This is a genomic window from Candidatus Thioglobus sp. (assembly GCA_028228555.1).
Classification (GTDB): Bacteria; Pseudomonadota; Gammaproteobacteria; order PS1; family Pseudothioglobaceae; genus Thioglobus_A.
In genome coordinates, this window is sequence record JAOJBP010000003.1 from 1 (window position 1) to 20,734 (window position 20,734).

The 20,734-nt window shown below is 39.4% G+C and carries 26 protein-coding genes and 1 tRNA gene; 10 read left to right on the top strand and 17 right to left on the bottom strand.

Features of this window, described 5'->3' with window-relative positions; translation table 11 throughout:
• The 5 genes from parC to N9Y32_02655 form a co-directional block, all read right to left on the bottom strand.
• On the bottom strand, nt 1-1,269 hold a 1,269-nt coding region (parC, locus tag N9Y32_02635), incomplete at its 3' end, for a DNA topoisomerase IV subunit A (protein MDB2589908.1).
• Nucleotides 1,270-1,358: 89 nt separating this feature from the next.
• Nucleotides 1,359-4,157, bottom strand: a complete 2,799-nt coding sequence (gene gcvP / locus N9Y32_02640) for an aminomethyl-transferring glycine dehydrogenase (protein ID MDB2589909.1) — start codon at nt 4,155-4,157, stop codon at nt 1,359-1,361.
• A gap of 139 nt (nt 4,158-4,296) precedes the next feature.
• Nucleotides 4,297-4,635, bottom strand: coding sequence for a histidine triad nucleotide-binding protein (locus N9Y32_02645; GenBank protein MDB2589910.1), 339 nt, complete (start codon nt 4,633-4,635; stop codon nt 4,297-4,299).
• A 10-nt stretch (nt 4,636-4,645) separates the two neighbouring features.
• Complete coding sequence (locus N9Y32_02650) at nt 4,646-5,773, bottom strand: FAD-dependent oxidoreductase (protein ID MDB2589911.1); 1,128 nt, start codon at nt 5,771-5,773, stop codon at nt 4,646-4,648.
• Nucleotides 5,770-6,078 (bottom strand): hypothetical protein, encoded by a 309-nt coding sequence (locus N9Y32_02655; GenBank protein MDB2589912.1) that lies wholly within the window; start codon nt 6,076-6,078, stop codon nt 5,770-5,772. The genes N9Y32_02650 and N9Y32_02655 overlap by 4 nt, the downstream gene beginning before the upstream one ends.
• 283 nt (nt 6,079-6,361) lie before the next feature.
• Between N9Y32_02655 and N9Y32_02660 the strand changes: the two genes are divergently transcribed.
• Nucleotides 6,362-6,943 carry a malonic semialdehyde reductase gene (locus N9Y32_02660; protein MDB2589913.1) on the top strand — a complete coding sequence of 194 codons (582 nt, stop codon included), beginning with the start codon at nt 6,362-6,364 and terminating at the stop codon, nt 6,941-6,943.
• A 154-nt stretch (nt 6,944-7,097) separates the two neighbouring features.
• Here N9Y32_02660 and N9Y32_02665 read toward each other — a convergent pair whose 3' ends face one another.
• The 11 genes from N9Y32_02665 to kdsA all read right to left on the bottom strand — a co-directional run bounded on the left by N9Y32_02665 (nt 7,098) and on the right by kdsA (nt 15,083).
• Nucleotides 7,098-7,340 carry a hypothetical protein gene (locus N9Y32_02665; GenBank protein MDB2589914.1) on the bottom strand — a complete coding sequence of 81 codons (243 nt, stop codon included), beginning with the start codon at nt 7,338-7,340 and terminating at the stop codon, nt 7,098-7,100.
• A gap of 16 nt (nt 7,341-7,356) precedes the next feature.
• On the bottom strand, nt 7,357-8,268 hold the full coding sequence (locus N9Y32_02670; protein MDB2589915.1) for an MBL fold metallo-hydrolase: 912 nt from the start codon (nt 8,266-8,268) through the stop codon (nt 7,357-7,359).
• Nucleotide 8,269: 1 nt separating this feature from the next.
• Complete coding sequence (locus N9Y32_02675) at nt 8,270-8,890, bottom strand: DUF4395 domain-containing protein (GenBank protein MDB2589916.1); 621 nt, start codon at nt 8,888-8,890, stop codon at nt 8,270-8,272.
• Nucleotides 8,891-8,954: 64 nt separating this feature from the next.
• The gene (locus tag N9Y32_02680; GenBank protein ID MDB2589917.1) at nt 8,955-10,139 is read right to left on the bottom strand and encodes an NAD(P)/FAD-dependent oxidoreductase; all 1,185 of its coding nucleotides are present in this window, start codon (nt 10,137-10,139) and stop codon (nt 8,955-8,957) included.
• Complete coding sequence (locus N9Y32_02685; GenBank protein MDB2589918.1) at nt 10,136-11,380, bottom strand: TlpA family protein disulfide reductase; 1,245 nt, start codon at nt 11,378-11,380, stop codon at nt 10,136-10,138. Before N9Y32_02685 ends, N9Y32_02680 begins: the two co-directional genes overlap by 4 nt.
• Nucleotides 11,377-11,628, bottom strand: a complete 252-nt coding sequence (locus tag N9Y32_02690) for a hypothetical protein (GenBank protein ID MDB2589919.1) — start codon at nt 11,626-11,628, stop codon at nt 11,377-11,379. Before N9Y32_02690 ends, N9Y32_02685 begins: the two co-directional genes overlap by 4 nt.
• Nucleotides 11,629-11,630: 2 nt before the next feature.
• A complete protein-coding gene (locus tag N9Y32_02695) occupies nt 11,631-12,335 on the bottom strand; it encodes an MBL fold metallo-hydrolase (protein MDB2589920.1) in 705 nt (234 codons plus the stop codon).
• Nucleotides 12,332-12,631: a YciI family protein gene (locus tag N9Y32_02700; protein MDB2589921.1), complete on the bottom strand. Its 300-nt coding sequence runs from the start codon at nt 12,629-12,631 to the stop codon at nt 12,332-12,334. The genes N9Y32_02695 and N9Y32_02700 overlap by 4 nt, the downstream gene beginning before the upstream one ends.
• A gap of 11 nt (nt 12,632-12,642) precedes the next feature.
• Nucleotides 12,643-13,374 (bottom strand): 4-hydroxy-tetrahydrodipicolinate reductase, encoded by a 732-nt coding sequence (gene dapB / locus N9Y32_02705; GenBank protein ID MDB2589922.1) that lies wholly within the window; start codon nt 13,372-13,374, stop codon nt 12,643-12,645.
• Nucleotides 13,375-13,411: 37 nt separating this feature from the next.
• Nucleotides 13,412-14,242 carry a DNA ligase gene (locus N9Y32_02710; GenBank protein ID MDB2589923.1) on the bottom strand — a complete coding sequence of 277 codons (831 nt, stop codon included), beginning with the start codon at nt 14,240-14,242 and terminating at the stop codon, nt 13,412-13,414.
• A gap of 7 nt (nt 14,243-14,249) precedes the next feature.
• The gene (gene kdsA, locus N9Y32_02715) at nt 14,250-15,083 is read right to left on the bottom strand and encodes a 3-deoxy-8-phosphooctulonate synthase (protein MDB2589924.1); all 834 of its coding nucleotides are present in this window, start codon (nt 15,081-15,083) and stop codon (nt 14,250-14,252) included.
• 69 nt (nt 15,084-15,152) lie between these two features.
• Here kdsA and trpC point away from each other — a divergent pair, with 69 nt between their 5' ends.
• From trpC to N9Y32_02745, 6 genes are all read left to right on the top strand, one after another.
• Entirely contained in the window at nt 15,153-15,950 is a 798-nt protein-coding gene (gene trpC, locus N9Y32_02720) for an indole-3-glycerol phosphate synthase TrpC (protein ID MDB2589925.1), read from the top strand.
• Nucleotides 15,951-15,970: 20 nt separating this feature from the next.
• A complete protein-coding gene (locus tag N9Y32_02725) occupies nt 15,971-16,384 on the top strand; it encodes an OsmC family protein (protein ID MDB2589926.1) in 414 nt (137 codons plus the stop codon).
• A complete protein-coding gene (locus tag N9Y32_02730; GenBank protein ID MDB2589927.1) occupies nt 16,377-16,598 on the top strand; it encodes a hypothetical protein in 222 nt (73 codons plus the stop codon). The genes N9Y32_02725 and N9Y32_02730 overlap by 8 nt, the downstream gene beginning before the upstream one ends.
• Before the next feature lie 32 nt (nt 16,599-16,630).
• The gene (locus tag N9Y32_02735) at nt 16,631-17,014 is read left to right on the top strand and encodes a hypothetical protein (GenBank protein MDB2589928.1); all 384 of its coding nucleotides are present in this window, start codon (nt 16,631-16,633) and stop codon (nt 17,012-17,014) included.
• A 43-nt stretch (nt 17,015-17,057) separates the two neighbouring features.
• Nucleotides 17,058-17,149, top strand: a tRNA-Ser gene (locus tag N9Y32_02740).
• A gap of 23 nt (nt 17,150-17,172) precedes the next feature.
• Complete coding sequence (locus N9Y32_02745) at nt 17,173-17,952, top strand: thiazole synthase (GenBank protein ID MDB2589929.1); 780 nt, start codon at nt 17,173-17,175, stop codon at nt 17,950-17,952.
• Here the strand turns inward: N9Y32_02745 and N9Y32_02750 are convergent.
• On the bottom strand, nt 17,944-18,282 hold the full coding sequence (locus N9Y32_02750; GenBank protein MDB2589930.1) for a DUF6172 family protein: 339 nt from the start codon (nt 18,280-18,282) through the stop codon (nt 17,944-17,946). The two genes, N9Y32_02745 and N9Y32_02750, sit on opposite strands and share 9 nt — an antisense overlap.
• 129 nt (nt 18,283-18,411) lie before the next feature.
• On the opposite strand from N9Y32_02750, the gene N9Y32_02755 reads away from it, so the two are divergent.
• The 3 genes from N9Y32_02755 to purE are packed head-to-tail and all read left to right on the top strand — an operon-like array spanning nt 18,412 to nt 20,731.
• A complete protein-coding gene (locus tag N9Y32_02755; protein MDB2589931.1) occupies nt 18,412-19,518 on the top strand; it encodes an 8-amino-7-oxononanoate synthase in 1,107 nt (368 codons plus the stop codon).
• Nucleotides 19,508-20,206, top strand: coding sequence for an alpha/beta fold hydrolase (locus N9Y32_02760; protein ID MDB2589932.1), 699 nt, complete (start codon nt 19,508-19,510; stop codon nt 20,204-20,206). Before N9Y32_02755 ends, N9Y32_02760 begins: the two co-directional genes overlap by 11 nt.
• 36 nt (nt 20,207-20,242) lie before the next feature.
• Entirely contained in the window at nt 20,243-20,731 is a 489-nt protein-coding gene (gene purE / locus N9Y32_02765; protein MDB2589933.1) for a 5-(carboxyamino)imidazole ribonucleotide mutase, read from the top strand.
• Nucleotides 20,732-20,734 lie beyond the last annotated feature (3 nt).

The following is a 20,734-nucleotide window of genomic DNA, read 5'->3' on the forward strand; positions in this document are numbered from 1 at the left end:
TAATTTAAGCTCTAATATCGCTTCAGCTTGAATTTCACCTAGCTTAAAGTGTGACATTAAAATTGGCTTTGGCTTATCATTTTCTCTAATGATGGCAATCACTTCATCAATATTTAGAAAGGCAATTAGTAGGCCTTCCAAAATATGTAGACGCGAAAGAATTTTATCTAGACGAAAGTTAAGACGCTTAGTAACAATCTCAATTCTATAAGTTAGCCACTCTTTAAGCATTGGCACCAAAGGTTTAACTTGTGGCTTGCCATCTAGACCAATCACATTCATGTTAACGCGATAATTTTTTTCAAGATCAGTTGTGGCAAATAAATGTAGCATTAAGTTGTCAGCATCCACTCTATTTGAACGCGGTACAATTACAATACGTGTTGGATTTTGATGATCTGATTCATCACGAATATCATCAACCAACGGTAATTTTTTGGCACGCATTTGGCTAGCTATCTGAGTGATTACTTTAGAACCAGAGGTCTGAAAAGGCAATGTTTCGATCACAATATCGCCGTCTTCTTTTTGATAAGTTGCTCGCATTTTGACCGAGCCATGTCCAGTTTCGTAAATTTGCTTTAAATCTTGCGGGCTTGAAACAATATGTGCATTGGTTGGATAATCCGGTGCAGGGATAATCTTCATAATTTCATCTAAATCACTAGACGGCTTATCTAATAGCTGAATACAAGCATGCACCACTTCTGTAAGATTATGGGGTGGCACATCTGTTGCCATACCAACCGCAATACCCGAAGTACCATTAAGCAATAAGTTTGGCACTTGTGCTGGCAAATTTTTAGGCTCTTGGAGAGATCCATCAAAATTATCTGCCCAGTTGGCCGTACCTTGGTTTATTTCTGAAAGTAATAAATCTGCATAACGAGAAAGCTTACTCTCGGTATAACGCATCGCAGCAAATGATTTTGGATCATCAGGTGCACCCCAATTACCCTGTCCATCAATAAACGGATAGCGATAAGAAAACGGCTGAGCCATGAGAACCATCGCCTCATAACAAGCGCTGTCGCCATGTGGATGAAACTTACCCAAAACATCACCAACAGTACGAGCTGATTTTTTAAATTTAGCAGTTGACTTAAGCCCCAGCTCACTCATCGCATAAATGATACGACGTTGTACCGGCTTGAGGCCGTCACCAACAAACGGCAAAGCACGATCAAGAATGACGTACATAGAATAGTCAAGATAAGCGCGTTCAGAAAACTCTGCAACGCTTTGCTGCTCAAGGCCGATTTGGCTCATTTTCCCCCTGGAAATAATGGTTTTTTAATTTAACAAAAACCTAAAGTTTTGAGCTATTTTAATGCAACTTTTAGATGAGAAAAGTTAAATTATGCAAAGTCTTCTGTAGTTACACAAGAACAGAAAAGGTTTCGATCACCATAGACGTTATCGATACGCTTTACGGGAGGGAAGTACTTGTTAGCCACTAAAGACTCAACAGGATATAAAGCCTCTTGTCGCGTATATGGATAAGTCCATTCACTGGTCATTTCGTGTGCTGTATGCGGTGCATTCTTAAGTGGGTTATTATCTTTATCCCAACGACCGTCAATTACCTTTTGAATTTCATCATGAATGCTAATCATTGCCGTAATAAAGCGATCTATCTCACGCTTTGATTCACTTTCAGTAGGTTCGATCATTAGTGTGCCCGCTACTGGAAATGACATAGTTGGCGAATGAAAACCATAATCCATTAAGCGTTTAGCGATATCTTCTTCAGAAATCCCACTTTTCTCTTTAAGAGGTCGAATGTCAATAATACATTCATGTGCAACCATGCCTTGATCGCCACGATACAAAATTGGATAACTCTGAGCTAACTCATGCGCAATGTAATTAGCGCTGACAATAGCAATTTCAGTTGAACGTTGCATGCCGTATTTACCCAGTAGTTTAATATACGACCACGAGATTGGCAAAATAGAAGCAGAGCCATACATCGCTGAAGAAACAGCATTAGAGTTAGACACTAATGGGTCACCTGGTAAGAACTCAGCTAAGTGAGCCTTAACACCGATTGGACCCATACCTGGACCACCACCGCCATGAGGAATGGCAAACGTTTTATGCAGGTTAAGGTGCGATACATCTGCACCAAACTCACCCATACGGGTAACCCCAACCATGGCATTTAAATTAGCACCGTCTAGGTAAACCTGACCGCCAGCGGCATGAATAATTTCACAAATTTTCTTTATTTCTACTTCAAAAACACCATGTGTTGATGGGTACGTAACCATAATGGCTGCAAGCTTATCAGCGTGCTTTTCAACTTTAACATTTAAATCATCAATATTAACGTTGCCCGACTCGTCACATTTAACAATCACCACCTTCATGCCAGCCATAATAGCGCTCGCAGGATTTGTACCGTGTGCTGATGAAGGAATTAAACAGATGTTACGATCATGATCACCACGAGACTGATGATATGCATGAATAGCTAAAAGACCTGCAAACTCTCCTTGAGAGCCTGCATTAGGCTGTAATGACACAGCATCATAACCCGTCACTTCACATAAATCATGCTCCAAATCTTTAAACAACTGCTGATAGCCTTTGGTTTGGTCAACTGGCGCATAAGGGTGTAGTTTTGAAAACCCTGGCAAGCTAATTGGATACATTTGCGTCGCAGCATTAAGCTTCATTGTGCAAGAGCCTAATGCAATCATTGAGTGATTAAGGGCGATATCTTTATTCTCTAAACGCTTCAAGTAACGCATCATTTCAGTTTCACAATGGTAATCGCTAAACACCGGGTGAGTTAAATACTTAGAGGTACGCAGCATATTTTCAGACAAAGCGCCCTCTGATTCTGCTAATTTATCTATTGAAAAAACAGCCAAAAGTGCAAGTAATTCTGCCTCAGTAGTAGTTTCATCTACTGAAATACTCAACTGATTATCACAAAGCAAGCGAAGATTAATACCTGCTTTTTGCGCACTATCAAATAATACTTTTGCTTGATCAGTAACTAATGTAATGGTATCAAAAAATTGATCAGCTGCTAGCTCGAACCCTGCTAAGCTTAAGCTCGCTGCAAGACTACTAGCCTTAGCATGCACCTTGGTAGAAATTTTCTTTAGCCCTTTAGCGCCATGATAAACACCATAAGCCGCAGCAAGCACTGCCAATAAAACTTGTGCAGTACAAATATTACTGGTGGCTTTGTCACGACGAATATGTTGCTCACGAGTTTGTAAAGACATACGCATTGCTGGATTTCCCAAAACATCTTGTGAAACACCAATAAGCCTTCCAGGCACCATACGTTTAAACTCATCACGCGTTGCTAGAAAAGCAGCATGCGGTCCACCAAATCCCATCGGTACGCCAAAGCGCTGAGAATTACCAACAGCGATATCAGCACCCATGTCGGCTGGAGTTTTGATCAAAGCGAGTGCTAATACATCACAAGCAATAATCGTTAACACACCATTAGCTTTTGCCTTGGCAATATCATTGCTTAAATCACGCACTTCACCATTCGTGCCTGGGGACTGCATAAGTGCAGCAAAGTAATCATTACAATCATTATTTTGGATATCATCCACAACTAGCTCAATTCCTAATGGTTTGGCGCGAGTTTGTAAAATGGTAATTGTTTGTATATTGGTGTTGCTGTCAATCAAAAATCGGTTGGATTTATTTTTGCGATTAGCACGCTTTGCCATCATCATTGCTTCTGCACAAGCTGTTGGCTCATCTAATAATGAAGCGTTAGAAATGTCCATTCCTGTTAAATCGATAATCATTTGCTGAAAGTTAAGCAACATCTCTAATCGACCTTGTGAAATTTCAGCCTGATAAGGTGTGTAAGCTGTATACCAACCTGGATTTTCTAAAATATTACGCTGAATAACGGTTGGCATTAATGTGCCGTAATAGCCTTGACCAATAAAGTTTGTCGCTATGACATTCTCACCAGCAAGTTTTGTTGCCAACTCTAAGCTATCACGCTCGGTTAGACCTTCATCTACATTCATGCGATTACCAAATAAAATAGATTCTGGAACCGTTTTAGAAATAACCTCATCCACCGATTTGCAGTTAATACTATTTAGCATAGAAGTGACGTCTTGGGCGCTTGGGCCAATATGTCTGTCTAGAAATTCATTACTCATGAGCTTTACACAATTAAATTAAATTTAAGATCAAATTTTATATTATTTTTCAAGTAGTAATACCAGTAGATATTGCTGCAATAATTAAGGTTTTATAATATGAAATAAGTTAGTTTTTTTTAGAGGTTTCAAAGGCTTACTAGCCTGGAGGCCAAGTTAATGCGCGACCGCCTAAACAATGAAGATGAATATGATATACGGTTTGTCCGCCATCTTCATTGCAGTTCATTACCACACGATAGCCATCGTCTGCAAAACCTAAATCTTTGGCAATTTTGCTAGCTGTTAAAGTCAGCTTGCCGATTAATGCTGGATCTTTAGCATCATTAATGGTTGAAATATGCTCTTTTGGAATCACTAAAAAATGATGTGGCGCTTGAGCACTAATATCATGAAAAGCAAACACATCTTCATCTTCAAAAATCTTATTAGCAGGAATCTCTCCCTTGATGATCTTACAAAATAAACAATCTGACATAATTCTTCTCCTAACGATACTGCCTTAGATACCACCAGCCAAATACTTTTTTAGCCACATGCATTAATCTTAAATTTGGCAACATTAAGCCACCTTTAAGGTTTCTAGAAATGTACATGCCTTTGTTATTTGAATCAACAATACACATTAACTCAATCTTAAAGGTATGGCTAGAATTTTCTCCATCAAGATTATCCAGTGCATTTTTTGCAGCAGCTGCCGCTTGTAAATCAGCCATATGCGCTTGTTTTGGCATCCACTCTGGTCCTGGGAAAGAGCCTGAATCACCTGCAACAAAAACACAATCAAAGTCTTCAACTTCACAAAATTGATTAGCTTTTAATAGGCCGCCTGTGCTTCGCGTAAGATTGGTGTTATCAAACCAAGTATTACCGGTCATGCCAGGCATGAATAAAATAAGTTCAGCAGCAAACTCTCCGCCTTCAGTTACAACCTTTTCAGCTGTAAACTCTTTCATCTTGTGTCCAAGATGGGTTTCAATATTGCGCTTTTTCATTTCAGACAAAAGCCCAGCAACAGCCTTCTTACCCAAACGTGCCCCTGGCTTTTCTGCTGGGGTAAAAAAGGTTAGCTTAAATTTATCCCGTCTGCCTTCAGCTCGAAGCTGAGTATCCAATCCGAACAAAAATTCAAACATTGGCCCGCCACGCATCGCACTAGGTTCTTTAGGGTTGCCGCTAAAACCAATGGCAATATTTCCGCCATCCATCGCTCTGACTCGATCGCGAATTTGTTCAGCTGAGCTTAGTCCTTCACAAGGCGTAATGGCATGTTTAATACCTGGCAATTTTTTAATAAAACGCCCGCCTGAGGCAATTATTAGCGCATCATTTTCATAAGTGCCAATTGGGGTAACCACCGATCTACCTTGGTCTTCTAATCCAGTCACTTCACTAACAATATGCACAACATTCATGCGCTTAAAGAAGTTAGTGAGTGGAAAAACAATATCCTTTTTGCTAGCAGCGCCTGATGGCACCCAGATCAAACTAGGCATATAAACCAATTCTGCCTTAGGAGAAATTAGCGTAATTTCAGCTGTTTTATCTTTTTTTCGAATAGTTCGAACAGCAGTTAAGCCTGCAAATCCAGAACCAATAATTGTAATTTTTTTCATTTTTCAAAAACCTCTAATATTTGAGTAGTACTTGTTTTCATATTGGCAATATTGCAAAAATATTCCATCATTTGTGGCCAATTCTCCCTCGCCTCAAGTTGCTTAGTAAATCTTTCATGATGCATTTTACTTTGCCATTTCACCAAACAATATACGCGACCATTTTCATCAATACCAGAATCGCGCGAAATAAAGCCATCCGCATCAAAAATATCTTCATCGATTTCTTTTGATAAAGCTTTCCATTCATCAATCAAACTATTATCATTTAACTCAAATGACATAATTACAAAATGTTTACTCATTTTATCTTCCTATTTATTATGGCAAAAATGCTCACTATCAGGCTCTTAAACACTTCTGACAATATTGTCCAAAAATGCTTACAACGCTTATTAATATATCATCTTGAGTGTCGTCATCAATAGATACAGTCTCACTTTGCACTGAGCCAAAATTTTCATCATTTTCAGACTTAAATTGTATTCCCACCTTTGTGAGGTGGTTTTTAAATTTGCCCGATAATTTAGAATCAAAAAATATATAATCTAATATGAATTTTTTTATAATTATATTGAGGTCATTTTAATGCTTGATAACGACACACTAGACACTTTATTTCGTGAAGCCAGAAGCCATAATGGCTGGCTTGACCAAACAGTAGACAATGAGCAGATTAATCAACTCTATGAGTTAATGAAATATGGCCCAACAGCTGCTAACAACTCACCTGCTCGTATTACTTTCGTCAAATCAGACGCCGCCAAACAAAAGCTGAAAGCGCATCTTGATGAAGGCAATGTAGATAAAGCCATGGCCGCACCTGTTATCGCTATTATTAGCTATGATGTTGAATTTTATGAAAAATTACCCTTCTTATTCCCTCATGCTGATGCTCGTAGCTGGTACGCTGGCAATGATGCAAAGATCAAATCAGCGGGTGAAATGAACGCCACCTTGCAAGGTGCATATTTCATGATAGCGGCACGTGCAGTTGGTCTTGATTGTGGCCCAATGGGCGGCTTTAATAGCGATACTCTTGATAAGGAATTTTTTGCAGATGGCAAAACCAAATCAATATTTTTGTGTGCCATCGGACATGGCGATAACACTAAAATCTTCCCAAGAAGCCCACGCTTAAGCTTTGATGAGGCTTGCGAAATCGTTTAGAAATTTGAGAAATAATGAAAATGAGTCGCTAAATAGCCTTTTAAGACGCTAATACCCAATAAAATGTCGAAAAATGGCAGTTTTATTGGGTTTTTTGGTTTTGGAGCTGTGTTTTTTCTAAAATTTAGCAAATAATGGAAATGGCTGGAAAATACTACTCTTTGCTAGATTTTTCTTGCTCTTTGGTTGGTGGACAGCCATTATGCTTAAGCCAGAGCTCTTCATGACCAATGGCTTTGGCAAATGATGGCACTTCGCACTCTTGTGCTGTTTTGGCGTTACTATTCTCAGATTCTTGATGATCTTTACCGTTAGATTCATCCAAACCAAATGCAGCAAAAGCACCTAGGGCGATAAATGTCCAAGAAATGGCAAATAATGTTCTAATTTTTTTCATAATTTATCCTTTCTGATTAATAATCAAATTCCATTTGTTCAAATACCCATTGTGAATTTTTGCCAGCAATCGATTCATGACCGCTTAAAAAGTGAAAGTCTGATTGGTCTATTTTACTTGCTTGCAACATGTTGCCATCGGTATCTAGAATTTTGGTGACTTCGTATATTAAAAACTTTAGATAGCTTTGTGTGTTTTTGATAGCAGTTGGCAGGTCAGATACATGACCATGGCCTGGAACAATATACTTTGGCTTGAAGTTGGCCATTTTATCAAACACATCAACCCAGCTTTGTGCATTTCTAGCTGGACCAACGCCTAGCATTCTGTCGTTAAAAACAATGTCGCCAGTGAACATGATTTGCTCACTTGGCATATAAATAAAGATGTCGCCTGCTGTATGTGCTGAGCCAAAATAATAAAGCTCTAACTTAATGCCGCCGAGTTTTAGTGTTTTTTTGCTGTCGAATACTTCTGATGCAACAACAGGGTTTGTGCCTTTTAAGCTTTCACCAATAAGTCCATCTAGTCTGGTTAGGTGGTAGTCAGCTCTGGCTTTTTGATCAGCTTGGGCTTTAGTGGAAGCGATAACTCTAGCGCCTAATTTTTGGAAATAATCATTGCCCAACCAGCGATGATCTTGCCCGCCGGTGTTGATGACTACTTTTACTGGTTGCTCTGTAAGCTTTTGAATGGCTTTATGGATTTGCTTAGCGCCTAGATAACTTGCACCTGAGTCAATTAAGATAACACCATCGTTGGTGATGATAACGCCATGTGTTGAGTTATTGCCAAAATTAGTAGGAGATCTTTGAGTGGTTTCACCGACTAGCGCATAAACATTGTTAGCTACTTTGTGTACTTCTAATGAAGCCTGAGCTATAGCTATGTTTGCCATTAATAATAAAAATATTGCTGTTTTTTTCATGCTACTCTCCAAAAATTAAAAAATTGATAACGCCGCCAAATGCTAAATATAAAAAAATAAGAATTGATACTGTAAATATGGCTTTTTGTGTAATATCCAGATACTGAATTGGCGCTCGAGCTCTTGTTAAATCACAAACTTCTCCAGGGCAATGTTTGACTTTGTCTTGATGAAATAGATTATAAATTTTGCAACCGACACAAATACCAAATACCGATTCAAAAAACAACAAGCTCAAGCATAGGAAACAAGTCAAGATATTAATCGGGCCACGAACATCATTAAGCACAATTAAATAAAACAATATGGCCGCCAAAACAAAGCCAAAACCCCAGGCCCATCTTTTGGGCTTGGCATCGGTGTATTCTGGCTTTTGGTTGTTAACGATCCAGCGCCCCACAACCATGGATGGTGCGTACTTTGGATTTAAGGCAATTCGAATAAAAAAATCAAACAAAAAAGCCGATACCATAAGCTTAGTTGGTTCGTTGTTGCCGGTTAAAAAGCCGTTCATGAATGCCATAAAGGCAAACAAAAAGACAATACCTGCGGCCGCTCTAACTTCTCGTTCGTTAAAAACGAGGACATCATAGCCGCTAACTTTTTCACCAAATTTGATCATTTTTGCTCGCTTATTATCACGCTAGTAATCATACACAGATAATAAGGATATAGATGATTTTAAATTAAACTACCTGTCCTGCAGCCCAGCCTGATGACCAAGCCCATTGGAAGTTATAGCCACCAAGCCAGCCGGTAACATCAACCGTTTCACCAATAAAATAAAGGCCTGGGTGCTTGTTTGATTCCATGGTTTTAGAGGATAGCTCGTTGGTTTCAACGCCACCTGTACAAACCTCAGCCGTGCGCATGCCTTCTGTACCACTGGGTGATAGCATCCAATTATTCAAGCAATATCCAAAAGCTTTAAGGTCGTGTTGTTTAATTTCACCCAGGGTTGTATCTGCTATTTTTTTGGCACTTAGTGTATTGGCAAAACGCTCAGCCAAACGCTTAGGAAAGAATTCACCCAGAATGGTTTTAAGCTCTGCTTTGCCACGTTTTTGCTGCATATCAAGTAAAAATTCACTTGCATCCAGATCGGGCAAAAGGTTGATTTCTATGTAATCACCTTTGTGCCAATAGGATGATATTTGTAAAATGGCTGGCCCGCTTAAGCCACGATGTGTGATAAGTAGCGCTTCTCTAAAACTGGCATTGTTACAGCTAATCACTGCGTCTAATGAGAGGCCAGAGAGGTCTTTAAAATAGGTGTTAATATCGTGCTGATGAAAAGTAAGTGGCACCAAGGCAGGCTTAAATCCGACTGATTTAAGGCCAAACTGTTTGGCTGTTTGCAGGCCAAAATCAGTGGCGCCCATTTTAGGAATACTTGGCCCACCTGTTGCTATGACTAATGATTGAGTTTGGTAATCGCCATTATTGGTCGTGAGCATATAGCCCTGCTCAGATTTAATGTCGCTGGTTTCGACATTAAGCTCAATATCTGCCCCTTCGCACTCTGATAATAATCCTCTTAGGACGGCACTTGATTTTTGATCACAAAATAGTTGTCCTAAGGTTTTTTCAGTCCAAGTGAGCTGGAACGATTCTAATAGGGCAATAAAATCCCACTGCGTGTAGCGTGATAGTGCTGATTTACAAAAATGAGCGTTGTTTGAAATGAAGGCCTGAGGCTCGATATTTAAGTTTGTAAAATTACAACGACCACCTCCAGAAATGAGAATTTTTTTGCCGGCTTTGTTGGCTTTGTCTAGGATTAGCACACTTTTATTGCGCTTTAAAGCTTGTGCGGCGCACATCAAACCTGCAGCGCCTGCACCAACAATAATCACATCATATTGTTTCAAAAGAGTTTTTCGATTGTTTTTATAATCACGGGAGAATCCCATTCTAGTGCGCCACGATAAGTGTAGCGAATGATGGCGTTTTTATCCAAAATAAAATTTGATGGATACGCATACACACCCCAATCTTGGACGGCTTTACCTTCAACGTCTAGTAGGATGGGTAGATCAAATTTTACATGTTTTTTAAAGTGGCTAATTTCGAGAGATGACTCGCCCACATTAACGGTGATAATTTCAAAATCTTGTTGTTTTAGTTGCTCACCAAGTCTAACCAAAGAAGGGATTTCTTTAATACAAGGCTTGCACCAACTTGCCCAAAAATTAAGCAAAATGACTTTGTCTTTATAATCACTCAGTTTCACTGTATTGCCATTTAAATCTTTTAGTTGTAAAGCAATGTTTTGTTTACCCTTATAAGGCTTGAGTGTTGGTTCGCTAAAATTAAGACTGACTTTAGTAGTTTTGCGTTTTGATAATGTTTTTGGTGCAAGTGGGGAAACAGTTGAAAGTAAGTTAGCTGCTTGGCTGTAGATATTGGCCAAATCTGCTTTTACTTTTAGATCTAGTTTGGTTAGATCCTCTTCATTGCGCATGTAAAACCCACCACGCACGCCTTTTAATCGGTGCACGAATACTGAACTGCCGCCCAATTTTAAGGCTTGTAAGATCTCTTCAGCACGGAAATATTTGGTGCTGTATTGGGTTAGAATCATATAAATGGGTAGATTGCTGACTTTAGCAACGTTCACATATTCTGCCTCAGTACCTAATGCAGGTGCGCCTTTTATTAGATGCGGAGAGTGGAAAATATGGCCTTTTAGGTAAAGGTTATCAGGATGTTGAGTTTGCCATTGATACGCTGCTTTTAGGGCAAGCTGGGCGCCTCTACCAGAGGTGATAAAGAATAATTTTTTAAAGCCTTTGTCTTGCGTGAGGCTTATCAACTCTACGATATCATCTGTACTGAATTCGTTGACACTGCTGCGATTCTTAGGCGTCATGTAGCTGGCATGTAAATCAAGCACCCAAACATCGTTTCCATCAAAAGCCAGCTGTTGTGCTGTTGTAATATGACCTTTACCAAAACCGCGCTCAGATGGAAGATATAGATATAAGGTCTCACCATCGGCTTTAAAAGTATCTGCTAGGATTACTTCACCAGAGCTGAGTTCAATTTCTATTTTGTCATCAGCAACAACGATGGATGACAAAAAAAAGATTGTGAGTAGAAGCCATTTCATGGGTAGTTATACATGTCCAAAATATAGTACAAAGTTACGCCTTCAGAGGAGCGAGATGGGCCCAAGACTTTGGCGGCATATAAGTGATTAGCCGTATCTGATTTTTCGATTGCTTGTTCCAGAGTTTCAACCACTTCAACATTATTTGCAGGCACACGCTCTCGCTTGACACGAGGAATACGCACCACGGCATAGTGCTCGGTGACAACCTTGATTTTGGGATGTGGATCTAGTGAATAACCTCTCATATCTACTCGGTAATGATCCTTGATCCACAGACTTGGTTTGAAGGCACGGCAACATGAATTTTTGCTGGAAGTGATAGCTTCATTGCATCAACACGACGAACAAACTCGGCTTGATCAACGCCGCCACCAATCATTTCATTAAAGGCTTTTTCTTCCCAAATCGAGCTGACTGTTCGTCCACCATAATCATGTGCTGGATAAACTAATGTTTCCTCTGGTAAAGTGAATAAATATTGGATCGAGTTGTATAGATTTTCAGCAGAGCCGCCTTGGAAATCACACCGTCCACAGCTTCTGATTAACAATGCATCTCCGGTGAAAACTTTATCATTAATAGCATAAGACATGCAACCACTGGTGTGGCCTGGGGTAGTCATGGCTTTAATTTTAAATTCACCAAATTCTAATTGCTCGCCATCCTTAATTAAGATATCTGCGCAAGCTACAGGGCTGGCATCACCCAGAACAATTTGTGCCTGTTTGAATTGGTCTTTTAGTGGGCATGAGCTGGTAATATGGTCTGCATGGATATGCGTTTCAATAATGTATTTAAGCGTTAATCCAAGCTCTTCAATTAGGCCAATATCTCGCTGTTTGGTTTCGCTAACGGCGTCAATAATAACCGCTTCTTTAGTTTTAGAATCGGCCAATAAATATGTGTAAGTTGAGCTTTCTTTTTCAAATAAAGGACGGAAAATTAAACTCATGGTAATACCTTTTTAAATGGCTTAACAATCACACTAGCGTAAGCACCTGATGACATGTATGGATCAGCATCTGCCCAGGCTTGTGCGTCTGCCAAGCATTCAAACTCTGCAACAACCAGAGAGCCTGTAAACCCTGCTTCGCCAGGTTCGTTGTTGTCGATGGCTGGATGTGGGCCTGCTAGGATTAAACGACCTTCGCTTTGTAAAATCTTTAAGCGCTCAACATGTGCGGGACGCACTGACATTCTTTTTTCTAATGAATTTTCTACATCTTGTGAAATAACAGCATATAGCATTTAAATTCTCCTTAAATATCTAGTATATCTTGCATCGAATACAAGCCTGCAGGCTTGCCTTGTAACCAAGCTGATGCTCGAATAGCGCCATTGGCAAATGTCATGCGTGATGAAGCCTTATGAGTGATTTCTACACGCTCACCTTCCATAAAAAAGCTAACCGTATGCTCGCCCACAACATCGCCACCTCGAATGGTAGAAAAACCAATGGTTTGACGATCGCGGGGCTCCTCGATTCCTTCACGGCCATAAACAGCGCACTTGGATAAATCTCTACCTAGGGCATTTGCAACCACTTCACCCATTTTAAGTGCGGTACCAGAAGGTGCATCAACTTTATGGCGATGATGTGCTTCGACAATCTCAATATCAGACTCTTCACCAATGACTTTGGCTGCCACCTCTAGTAATTTAAGCGATAAATTTACGCCCACACTCATGTTTGGTGCAAAAACCACGGGGATTTTTGTGCCCGCATCTTTAATCATTTGTAGGCCAGCATCGTCAAAACCTGTTGTGCCAATCACCATGGATTTGCCTGCGCTAACACAAACCGCTAGGTAATCAAGGGTTGCTTCTGGGCGAGTAAAATCAACCAGAACATCAAACTGATCAATCACAGAGTTTAGGTCATCCCCCTTATCTAGAGTAACTCCTAGGATGGTTTTATCAGACTGTTCAATGGACTGGATAATGGATTGACCCATGCGCCCTGACGCGCCAACTACTGCAATTTTTATCATTTTTTGTTTACTCTATTAATTAAAAATTAAGCTTAAACTATTCTTGTCTAATCCTTAAATATACTGGATATTTGAAACTACCCTTTTTTGTGAAGCCGTAATATTTGAATGTAATTTTACTACCAATAGCTGGCGGGTTTGCTCTGTCTTTATCCTTAAAACCAGAGCCAATTTTTAATTTCTTGCCAGTATCTGTCTGACATAAAACTGATCCCATCATGTTTTGGTATCTACCTTTTCCTGGCAAAATTTCTAATACGATGCATTCGGTATCAAAGTACTGCTTAACCTTAAGCGCTGAAGGTAGCCGCCCTGTTTGATATAAAGTATCTGGGTTTCTAACAACAACACCTTCGCCTTTATCGGTGGTAACTTCTTTTAAAAAATCAGCCAACTGACCTTTGGTGTTAATAACTGTTTGAGGAATAATTTGAAGATGAGAATTAGGGTTGTCGCGCAAATATTCTTTCAAAACACCCAACCTTTTAAGTAATCCACCCGATTGACCTGGCACTTCAAAGATGTTGTGTGTAATGCTCTTCCAGCGCTGATTGGAGTTTTTAGATCGTACGATTGAGCTGATATTTTCAAAATCACCGCGCTGCGTCCATAGCTCGCCATCAATAGCAAATGGTGGGTAATTTTGTGTAAACCATGCGGGCGCATGAATAGGGTTTCCACCGCGACTAACCAGCTCTTTGCCAGTCCAAAATCCACGAATGCCATCTAGTTTTTCACTCATTACCCAGCCCATAACATCCTTACTGTCGTCGTAAGTTTTTAGTAAGAATAAATCAGGCTTAGTAGCTAAAGCCACTTGAGCAAGCATTAAATAAGCGAAAACTAATTTAATACTTGCTTTAATCACAGGCTTTTTATAGCTCGTCTTCTAAAAAGCCATTTTGCTTAGTAATGTTGTCAATATCTTGTAAGGTTTTCAGCATGTCTGCCATTCTATGAATAGGGATCATATTTGGGCCGTCACTCAAGGCATTTTCAGGATCTGGATGAGTTTCCATGAAAAACCCAGATACGCCAACTGCTGCTGCTGCTCTTGCTAAAACAGGCACCATTTCTCTTTGTCCGCCTGATGTTAAGCCATTGCCGCCAGGTTGTTGCACAGAATGTGTAGCATCAAACACAATCGGCCTGCCTGTTGAACGCATGGTAGATAATCCGCGCATATCAGAGACTAAAGTATTGTAACCAAATGAAGTGCCGCGATCACAAATGGTGATTTGTTGATTGCCCACTTCAAAAGCTTTATCGACTACATTTTGCATATCCCATGGCGCTTGAAACTGGCCTTTTTTAATATTAACGGGAATACCTTGTCTACAAACATTCTGAATAAAATTTGTTTGACGCACTAAAAACGCTGGCGTTTGCATCATATCAACCACACTAGCTACTTCATCAAGAGGCGTGTCTTCGTGAACATCGGTTAGAACTGGTACGCCAATCTCATCTTTAACTTTTTGTAAAATTCTTAAGCCTTCTTCAACACCAAGACCTCTAAAACTACCAGTACTTGAGCGATTAGCTTTATCATATGAAGATTTATAAATAAAGTTAATACCTAAATCTTCGGTGACTTTTTTAAGTGTTTCAGCACTCTTCATCGCTAAGGATTCTGACTCGATAACACAAGGGCCTGAAATCAAAAAAAATGGCTGATCAATACCTATTTCAAAGTCTAATAGCTTCATGTTATTTCACTGGGTTAATAAATTGATAAGGTTAATTATAAGCCAAACAATTCATTAAAATACTGAATCATGACAAATACACCTGACATTCTAAAAAAAATCATTGCTCGCAAAGAGCAAGAGATTAAAGAGGCGATCAAGATAGTTCCATACAACACAATGATGGAAACTGCTTATGAAGACCGAACAACGCGTGATTTTTATCAAGCATTAAAAGATAAAACTGATCTTAAACAAAATGCTATTATTGCTGAAATAAAAAAAGCTTCTCCTTCCAAAGGTGTTTTACGTGAAGATTTTAATGTGGCTGAAATTGCTAATAGCTATGCAAAACATGGTGCTACTTGTATATCGGTATTAACCGACAAAGATTTTTTCCAAGGCGATGATAAATATGTCGCTGAGGTTAGGTCAGTCGTCACATTACCTGTATTGCGCAAAGAATTTATCATTGAGCCTTACCAAGTATTTCAATCACGTGTTTTAGGTGCAGACTGTATTCTGCTGATTGCTGCTTGTTTGGAAGATCAGCGAATGGAAGATTTAGCCATGCTGGCAATTTCTTGCCATATGGATGTTTTAATTGAAGTACACAACCTTGAGGAGCTTAAACGCGTTCAGGAGCTTCGCTTGCCAATGGTTGGCATTAACAATCGCAACTTGCGCACATTTGACGTTACCTTACAAACAACCATTGATTTACTAGACGCCATTGATGATGACACAATAGTCATTACCGAGAGTGGTATTGTTAGTGCGCAGGATGTTAAACTGATGAAAGAACATGATATTCATGCATTTTTAGTGGGTGAAGCATTCATGCGCCAAGACAACCCTGGCCAAGCTTTAGAAGATATTTTTGCCTAAATGGCACAAGGATACTAATAATGAACACAACAGTTAAATGGATTGATGGCATGATGATGGTGGGTGAGTCAGCTAGTGGACATGCCATTGTTATGGACGGACCTGAAGATCTGGGTGGTAAAAATTTAGGCATCCGGCCAATGGAAATGCTGTTATTAGGGATGGGTGGTTGTACTACGATTGATGTGGTTTCCACCTTGAAAAAAATGCGCGAAGAGGTGCGCGATTGTAGCGTTGAAATAGCAGCTGAGCGCGCTGACGAACATCCAAAAGTTTTTACTAAAATACATCTGAATTTTATTATTAAAGGTAATAGCCTTAATGAGAAAAAAGTAGAAAAAGCAGTAAGCTTATCAGCTGATAAATATTGCTCTGCTTCTATCATGCTTGGAAAAATGGCTAATATCACTCATGACTTTATAATCAATGAATAATTTTTGGGGATGGATCGGAACAGTCACGGGCATAATAGGTGCGGTGTTTGTTGCTCTAAACTTTGAATACTCGAAGTTTGGTTATATATCGTTTATGATATCTGCGATTACTTGGACTATCCAGGGCGCTAAAAATAAAGACAAATCATTAGTATTTTTAAACTCTGTTTTTATCTGTGTTAACGGACTAGGTATCTATCGTTGGTTTTTCTAAAGCCTTCTGTTTATTTAATTTCAAGTGTTATTATGGCACTAAGTACGATGACTTTCGCTGAAGGTATTCAAGAAAAAATTGCTGATATTACTCAAAGCATTGAGTCTATTAATAATGATATTTTAGATCTTGAAGTAAGCTATGAGCTTGATGAGGGTGGTATTGATATCAATCAAGACTTGGCTGATATTAGTAATGAACTGCTTTATCACGAATACTCAATTGGTACACCAATAGACGGAAATAGCAACTGGAATGAATCAGAGCAAATGATTCTTGATGCAAAAATTAAACTTCAAGCCCTGCAAGAAAAAATCAAACTCGAGGGTGATTGGGGGCAATTACGTTTTCGGGTAATTGACTTTAAAGGAGAAGACCCTGGCCAGCTAAAGCTCAGATACAACTACGGTTTTTAAAACTATCCCCTTAAAATAATTAGCGTATAATATTTTTTTTCATGGAGAGTTGGCTGAGCGGTTGAAAGCGCGCCCCTGCTAAGGGTGTAAAGGGTTTATCCCCTTTCGAGGGTTCGAATCCCTCACTCTCCGCCATTATTTAAAAAATTCTTATCCATATGACTGACACACCTTTAGTAATCGCAGGAAAAACTTACAACTCGCGCTTACTGGTTGGCTCAGGAAAATATAAAGATTTAACGCAAACAAAACTAGCCACCGATGCTGCACAAGCCGATATTATTACGGTTGCAATTCGACGCACTAATATTGGTCAGGATGCAAATGAGCCTAATTTACTCGATGTTATCTCACCAGATACTTACACTATTTTGCCAAATACAGCAGGCTGCTACACCGCTAAAGATGCGGTGCGTACTTGCCAGCTAGCACGTGAATTATTGGGCGGACATAATTTGGTTAAGCTTGAAGTATTGGGTGATGAGAAAACTCTTTATCCTAACGTTGTTGAAACACTCGCTGCTGCTAAAACATTAGTAGACGATGGATTTGATGTAATGGTTTACACCAGTGACGATCCAATCATCGCTAAAGAGCTTGAAAACATCGGCTGTGTTGCAGTTATGCCACTCGCCTCACTGATTGGCTCTGGCCAAGGTATTGCCAACCCTGCAAACATCAAACTTATTAAAGAACAGGCCAATGTACCCATACTCGTTGACGCAGGTATTGGCTGTGCTTCAGATGCAGCGCGCGCTATGGAGCTGGGCTGTGATGGTGTATTGATGAACTCAGCGATTGCCAATGCACAAGATCCAGTTTTAATGGCGAGTGCCATGAAGCATGCGGTTATAGCAGGTCGAGAGTCTTATCTAGCTGGAAGGATGATGAAAAAAGCGTTTGCTTCTGCTTCATCACCAATGGAAAACCTAATCTAGAAAGCTTTCATCTTCTTTTAATTCTACTTCTCTATTTTCCTCTATGGGCTTTTTAGTTCTTTTTGCTGGCTTAGCAATTACTTCTAAGAAAAAAGACTCCAACCCTTCTACATCGGCTTCTGCAATCACTTTATTAATCTCAGTGACATGAATCGAGCTACTAGAAGCTTCAGTTGCACCAAAACGGCAATCAAAATCCCAAAAATCTACATCGTCAGGTAGTTTTTTATTGCGTTCACGCTTAATATACTTTCTAAGTTCGTATTTGATGGCTTCAGCCACTCTGGTTCTTTGCTTTTTTGGGTGAGAGAAGCTGAATATTTTTTTCATAGTAAATTAGATTTAGTCGTTTAATGCGTTGAATTATACGCGCTAATCAGCTTTACAACGAGCACCCTATTGGTCACTTTTTTTGATTCTTCGTTAAAATTGACTAATAAATATCATAAAATAGAAATCATGGATTTTTCAAAAAAATTATCAGAAATAAAGCAAGCTCATCTTTATCGCTCAAGAAAAGTATCTGAAAATGCACAAGATATTCAGCTGATGATTAATAAAAAATCGCTGATTAATTTTTGCTCTAATGACTATTTATCTCTGGCTAATCATCCAGAGGTTATACAGGCGTTAAAAAAAGGTGCTGATCAATACGGTGTTGGATCAGGCTCATCTCATTTGGTAAGTGGACATTCTCGTGCTCATCACGATTTAGAAGAGGCTTTAGCTGATTACACCGGACAAGATCGAGCATTGCTGTTTTCAACGGGTTATAGTGCAAATTTAGGTATTTTCTCTGCCCTAAAAGATGAGCTTAGTTGGGTATTACAAGATAAGTTTAATCACGCATCATTGATTGATGGAAATCAGTTAATTGGTCTTCCAATTCAGCGATATTTGCATAACGACCTTGAATCATTAAACAAAAAGATTGTCAAACAAACTGGCAGAGGCATGATTGTGACTGACACAGTGTTTAGTATGGATGGTGATCGGGCAAATATTGGTGATTTGCAAAAAATCGCAAATTTTTCACAAGCTATTTTGATGCAAGATGATGCACATGGATTTGGCCTGTTTAAGCCCAATATTCCTAAAAACTCAATCTATATGGCCACTTTGGGCAAGGCAGCAGGCACAATGGGCGCTTTCGTCGCTGGAAATGACGATTTTATTGAGTTTTTAATCCAAAAATCACGTCCTTATGTGTATACAACAGCTATGTCACCTGCTATTTGCGTAGCAACTCTAAAAAGTCTAGAATTGATCAAAAAAGCAGAGCAAAAAACAAAATTATTAGCTAATATTCATTATTTCCGAAATTTTTCAAGCTCGCTTGATTTACCTATCGAACCTTCTGATTCAGCTATTCAACCTTTAATCATTGGAGACAGTGAAAAAGCCCTAAAAATCAGTCAAACTTTGTTTGATAAAGGTTTTTATGTAAGTGCTATTCGTCCGCCAACGGTACCAAAAAATACTGCACGATTACGAATTACACTAAATGCTGATCATACTCAAACACAAATTGAGCAACTATTAATCCAGATTAAACATGCTCTATAGTAGCGCCATAGGTACTGGAAAAGATTTAGTCTTACTTCATGGCTGGGGCTTTAATGCTGACTTATTTAATGATTTAATTAAAACCCATAAAGAGCAATACCGCATTACCAAAATTGATTTACCCGGCCATGGCAGAAGTGATGAGGTCGCTGGCGGGATCGACGAATGGTGTAATGAAATTATTAAAATTTTGCCTAGCAACCCAATCTTACTCGGCTGGTCTCTAGGTGGGTTATTGGCTATCAATATTGCTCGTCAAGTACAAATTTCAAAGCTTATATTGGTAGCTTCTAGTCCTAATTTTATACAAAATGACCATTGGAAATTTGGCATAGATGCTGATAATTTCAACCAATTTTCAGATGCATTGCAACTCAATTTATCAAAAGGACTTAAGCGTTTTATTAGCTTACAAACCAAAGATAAGTCCCAAATAAGACAACTCGGATCCTCTATAGATACTTTTCCTGCTTCAACAACAGCACTCAATCAAGGATTGGAAATATTGCTTAACACGGATTTAACTGAGCAATTTTTAGCTCTGGATATTGATATAAAGGTTATTTTAGGTAGAAAGGATACTTTAGTGCCTAGTGCAGTATCTAGCTGGTATGAGTCTCAATCAATCGATACTGTGATTTTGAATACAGGTCATTTGCCGTTTTTAAATGCCGGCTTTGAACTATAGTATAATGCTCATCAGTATTAAACTTTGGAGATAGCGATGAGTGCAGTTGTTGGTGTTATTATGGGCTCGAAATCAGATTGGCCGACCATGAAGCATGCGGTGGAAATGTTGGATGCGTTAGGTGTCGCCCACGAAGTGCAAGTTGTTTCCGCGCATCGCACTCCAGACCTTATGTTTGAATACGCAGCGAGTGCTAGTGATCGTGGCTTGAAAGTTATCATTGCTGGCGCTGGTGGTGCAGCTCACTTACCAGGTATGGTCGCTGCCAAAACCATTGTGCCCGTGTTAGGTGTGCCTGTTCAGTCTCGGGCACTCAGCGGACAAGATTCATTATTATCTATCGCTCAAATGCCGGGTGGTATTCCAGTAGGAACACTAGCTATTGGTGATGCTGGTGCAAAAAACGCTGGGATTCTAGCTGCACAAATTATTGCCAATGAAGATAAGATTGTTAAGGCCAAAGTAGTCGCCTTTAGAGCAAAACAAACTCAAGATGTTTTAGACAATCCAAATCCGGCTTTATAGCAT

Coding starts and splice junctions, on each gene's coding strand:
- kdsA (MDB2589924.1), bottom strand. CDS start 15,083: ATGAAGCTATTAGACTTTGAAATAGGTATTGATCAGCCATTTTTTTTG.
- gcvP (MDB2589909.1), bottom strand. CDS start 4,157: ATGAGTAATGAATTTCTAGACAGACATATTGGCCCAAGCGCCCAAGAC.
- N9Y32_02745 (MDB2589929.1), top strand. CDS start 17,173: ATGACTGACACACCTTTAGTAATCGCAGGAAAAACTTACAACTCGCGC.
- N9Y32_02750 (MDB2589930.1), bottom strand. CDS start 18,282: ATGAAAAAAATATTCAGCTTCTCTCACCCAAAAAAGCAAAGAACCAGA.
- N9Y32_02655 (MDB2589912.1), bottom strand. CDS start 6,078: ATGAGTAAACATTTTGTAATTATGTCATTTGAGTTAAATGATAATAGT.
- N9Y32_02645 (MDB2589910.1), bottom strand. CDS start 4,635: ATGTCAGATTGTTTATTTTGTAAGATCATCAAGGGAGAGATTCCTGCT.
- N9Y32_02685 (MDB2589918.1), bottom strand. CDS start 11,380: ATGAAATGGCTTCTACTCACAATCTTTTTTTTGTCATCCATCGTTGTT.
- N9Y32_02695 (MDB2589920.1), bottom strand. CDS start 12,335: ATGAGTTTAATTTTCCGTCCTTTATTTGAAAAAGAAAGCTCAACTTAC.
- N9Y32_02675 (MDB2589916.1), bottom strand. CDS start 8,890: ATGATCAAATTTGGTGAAAAAGTTAGCGGCTATGATGTCCTCGTTTTT.
- N9Y32_02700 (MDB2589921.1), bottom strand. CDS start 12,631: ATGCTATATGCTGTTATTTCACAAGATGTAGAAAATTCATTAGAAAAA.
- N9Y32_02660 (MDB2589913.1), top strand. CDS start 6,362: ATGCTTGATAACGACACACTAGACACTTTATTTCGTGAAGCCAGAAGC.
- N9Y32_02670 (MDB2589915.1), bottom strand. CDS start 8,268: ATGAAAAAAACAGCAATATTTTTATTATTAATGGCAAACATAGCTATA.
- N9Y32_02730 (MDB2589927.1), top strand. CDS start 16,377: ATGAATAATTTTTGGGGATGGATCGGAACAGTCACGGGCATAATAGGT.
- N9Y32_02665 (MDB2589914.1), bottom strand. CDS start 7,340: ATGAAAAAAATTAGAACATTATTTGCCATTTCTTGGACATTTATCGCC.
- N9Y32_02735 (MDB2589928.1), top strand. CDS start 16,631: ATGGCACTAAGTACGATGACTTTCGCTGAAGGTATTCAAGAAAAAATT.
- N9Y32_02690 (MDB2589919.1), bottom strand. CDS start 11,628: ATGAGAGGTTATTCACTAGATCCACATCCCAAAATCAAGGTTGTCACC.
- N9Y32_02650 (MDB2589911.1), bottom strand. CDS start 5,773: ATGAAAAAAATTACAATTATTGGTTCTGGATTTGCAGGCTTAACTGCT.
- N9Y32_02755 (MDB2589931.1), top strand. CDS start 18,412: ATGGATTTTTCAAAAAAATTATCAGAAATAAAGCAAGCTCATCTTTAT.
- dapB (MDB2589922.1), bottom strand. CDS start 13,374: ATGATAAAAATTGCAGTAGTTGGCGCGTCAGGGCGCATGGGTCAATCC.
- trpC (MDB2589925.1), top strand. CDS start 15,153: ATGACAAATACACCTGACATTCTAAAAAAAATCATTGCTCGCAAAGAG.
- N9Y32_02760 (MDB2589932.1), top strand. CDS start 19,508: ATGCTCTATAGTAGCGCCATAGGTACTGGAAAAGATTTAGTCTTACTT.
- purE (MDB2589933.1), top strand. CDS start 20,243: ATGAGTGCAGTTGTTGGTGTTATTATGGGCTCGAAATCAGATTGGCCG.
- N9Y32_02725 (MDB2589926.1), top strand. CDS start 15,971: ATGAACACAACAGTTAAATGGATTGATGGCATGATGATGGTGGGTGAG.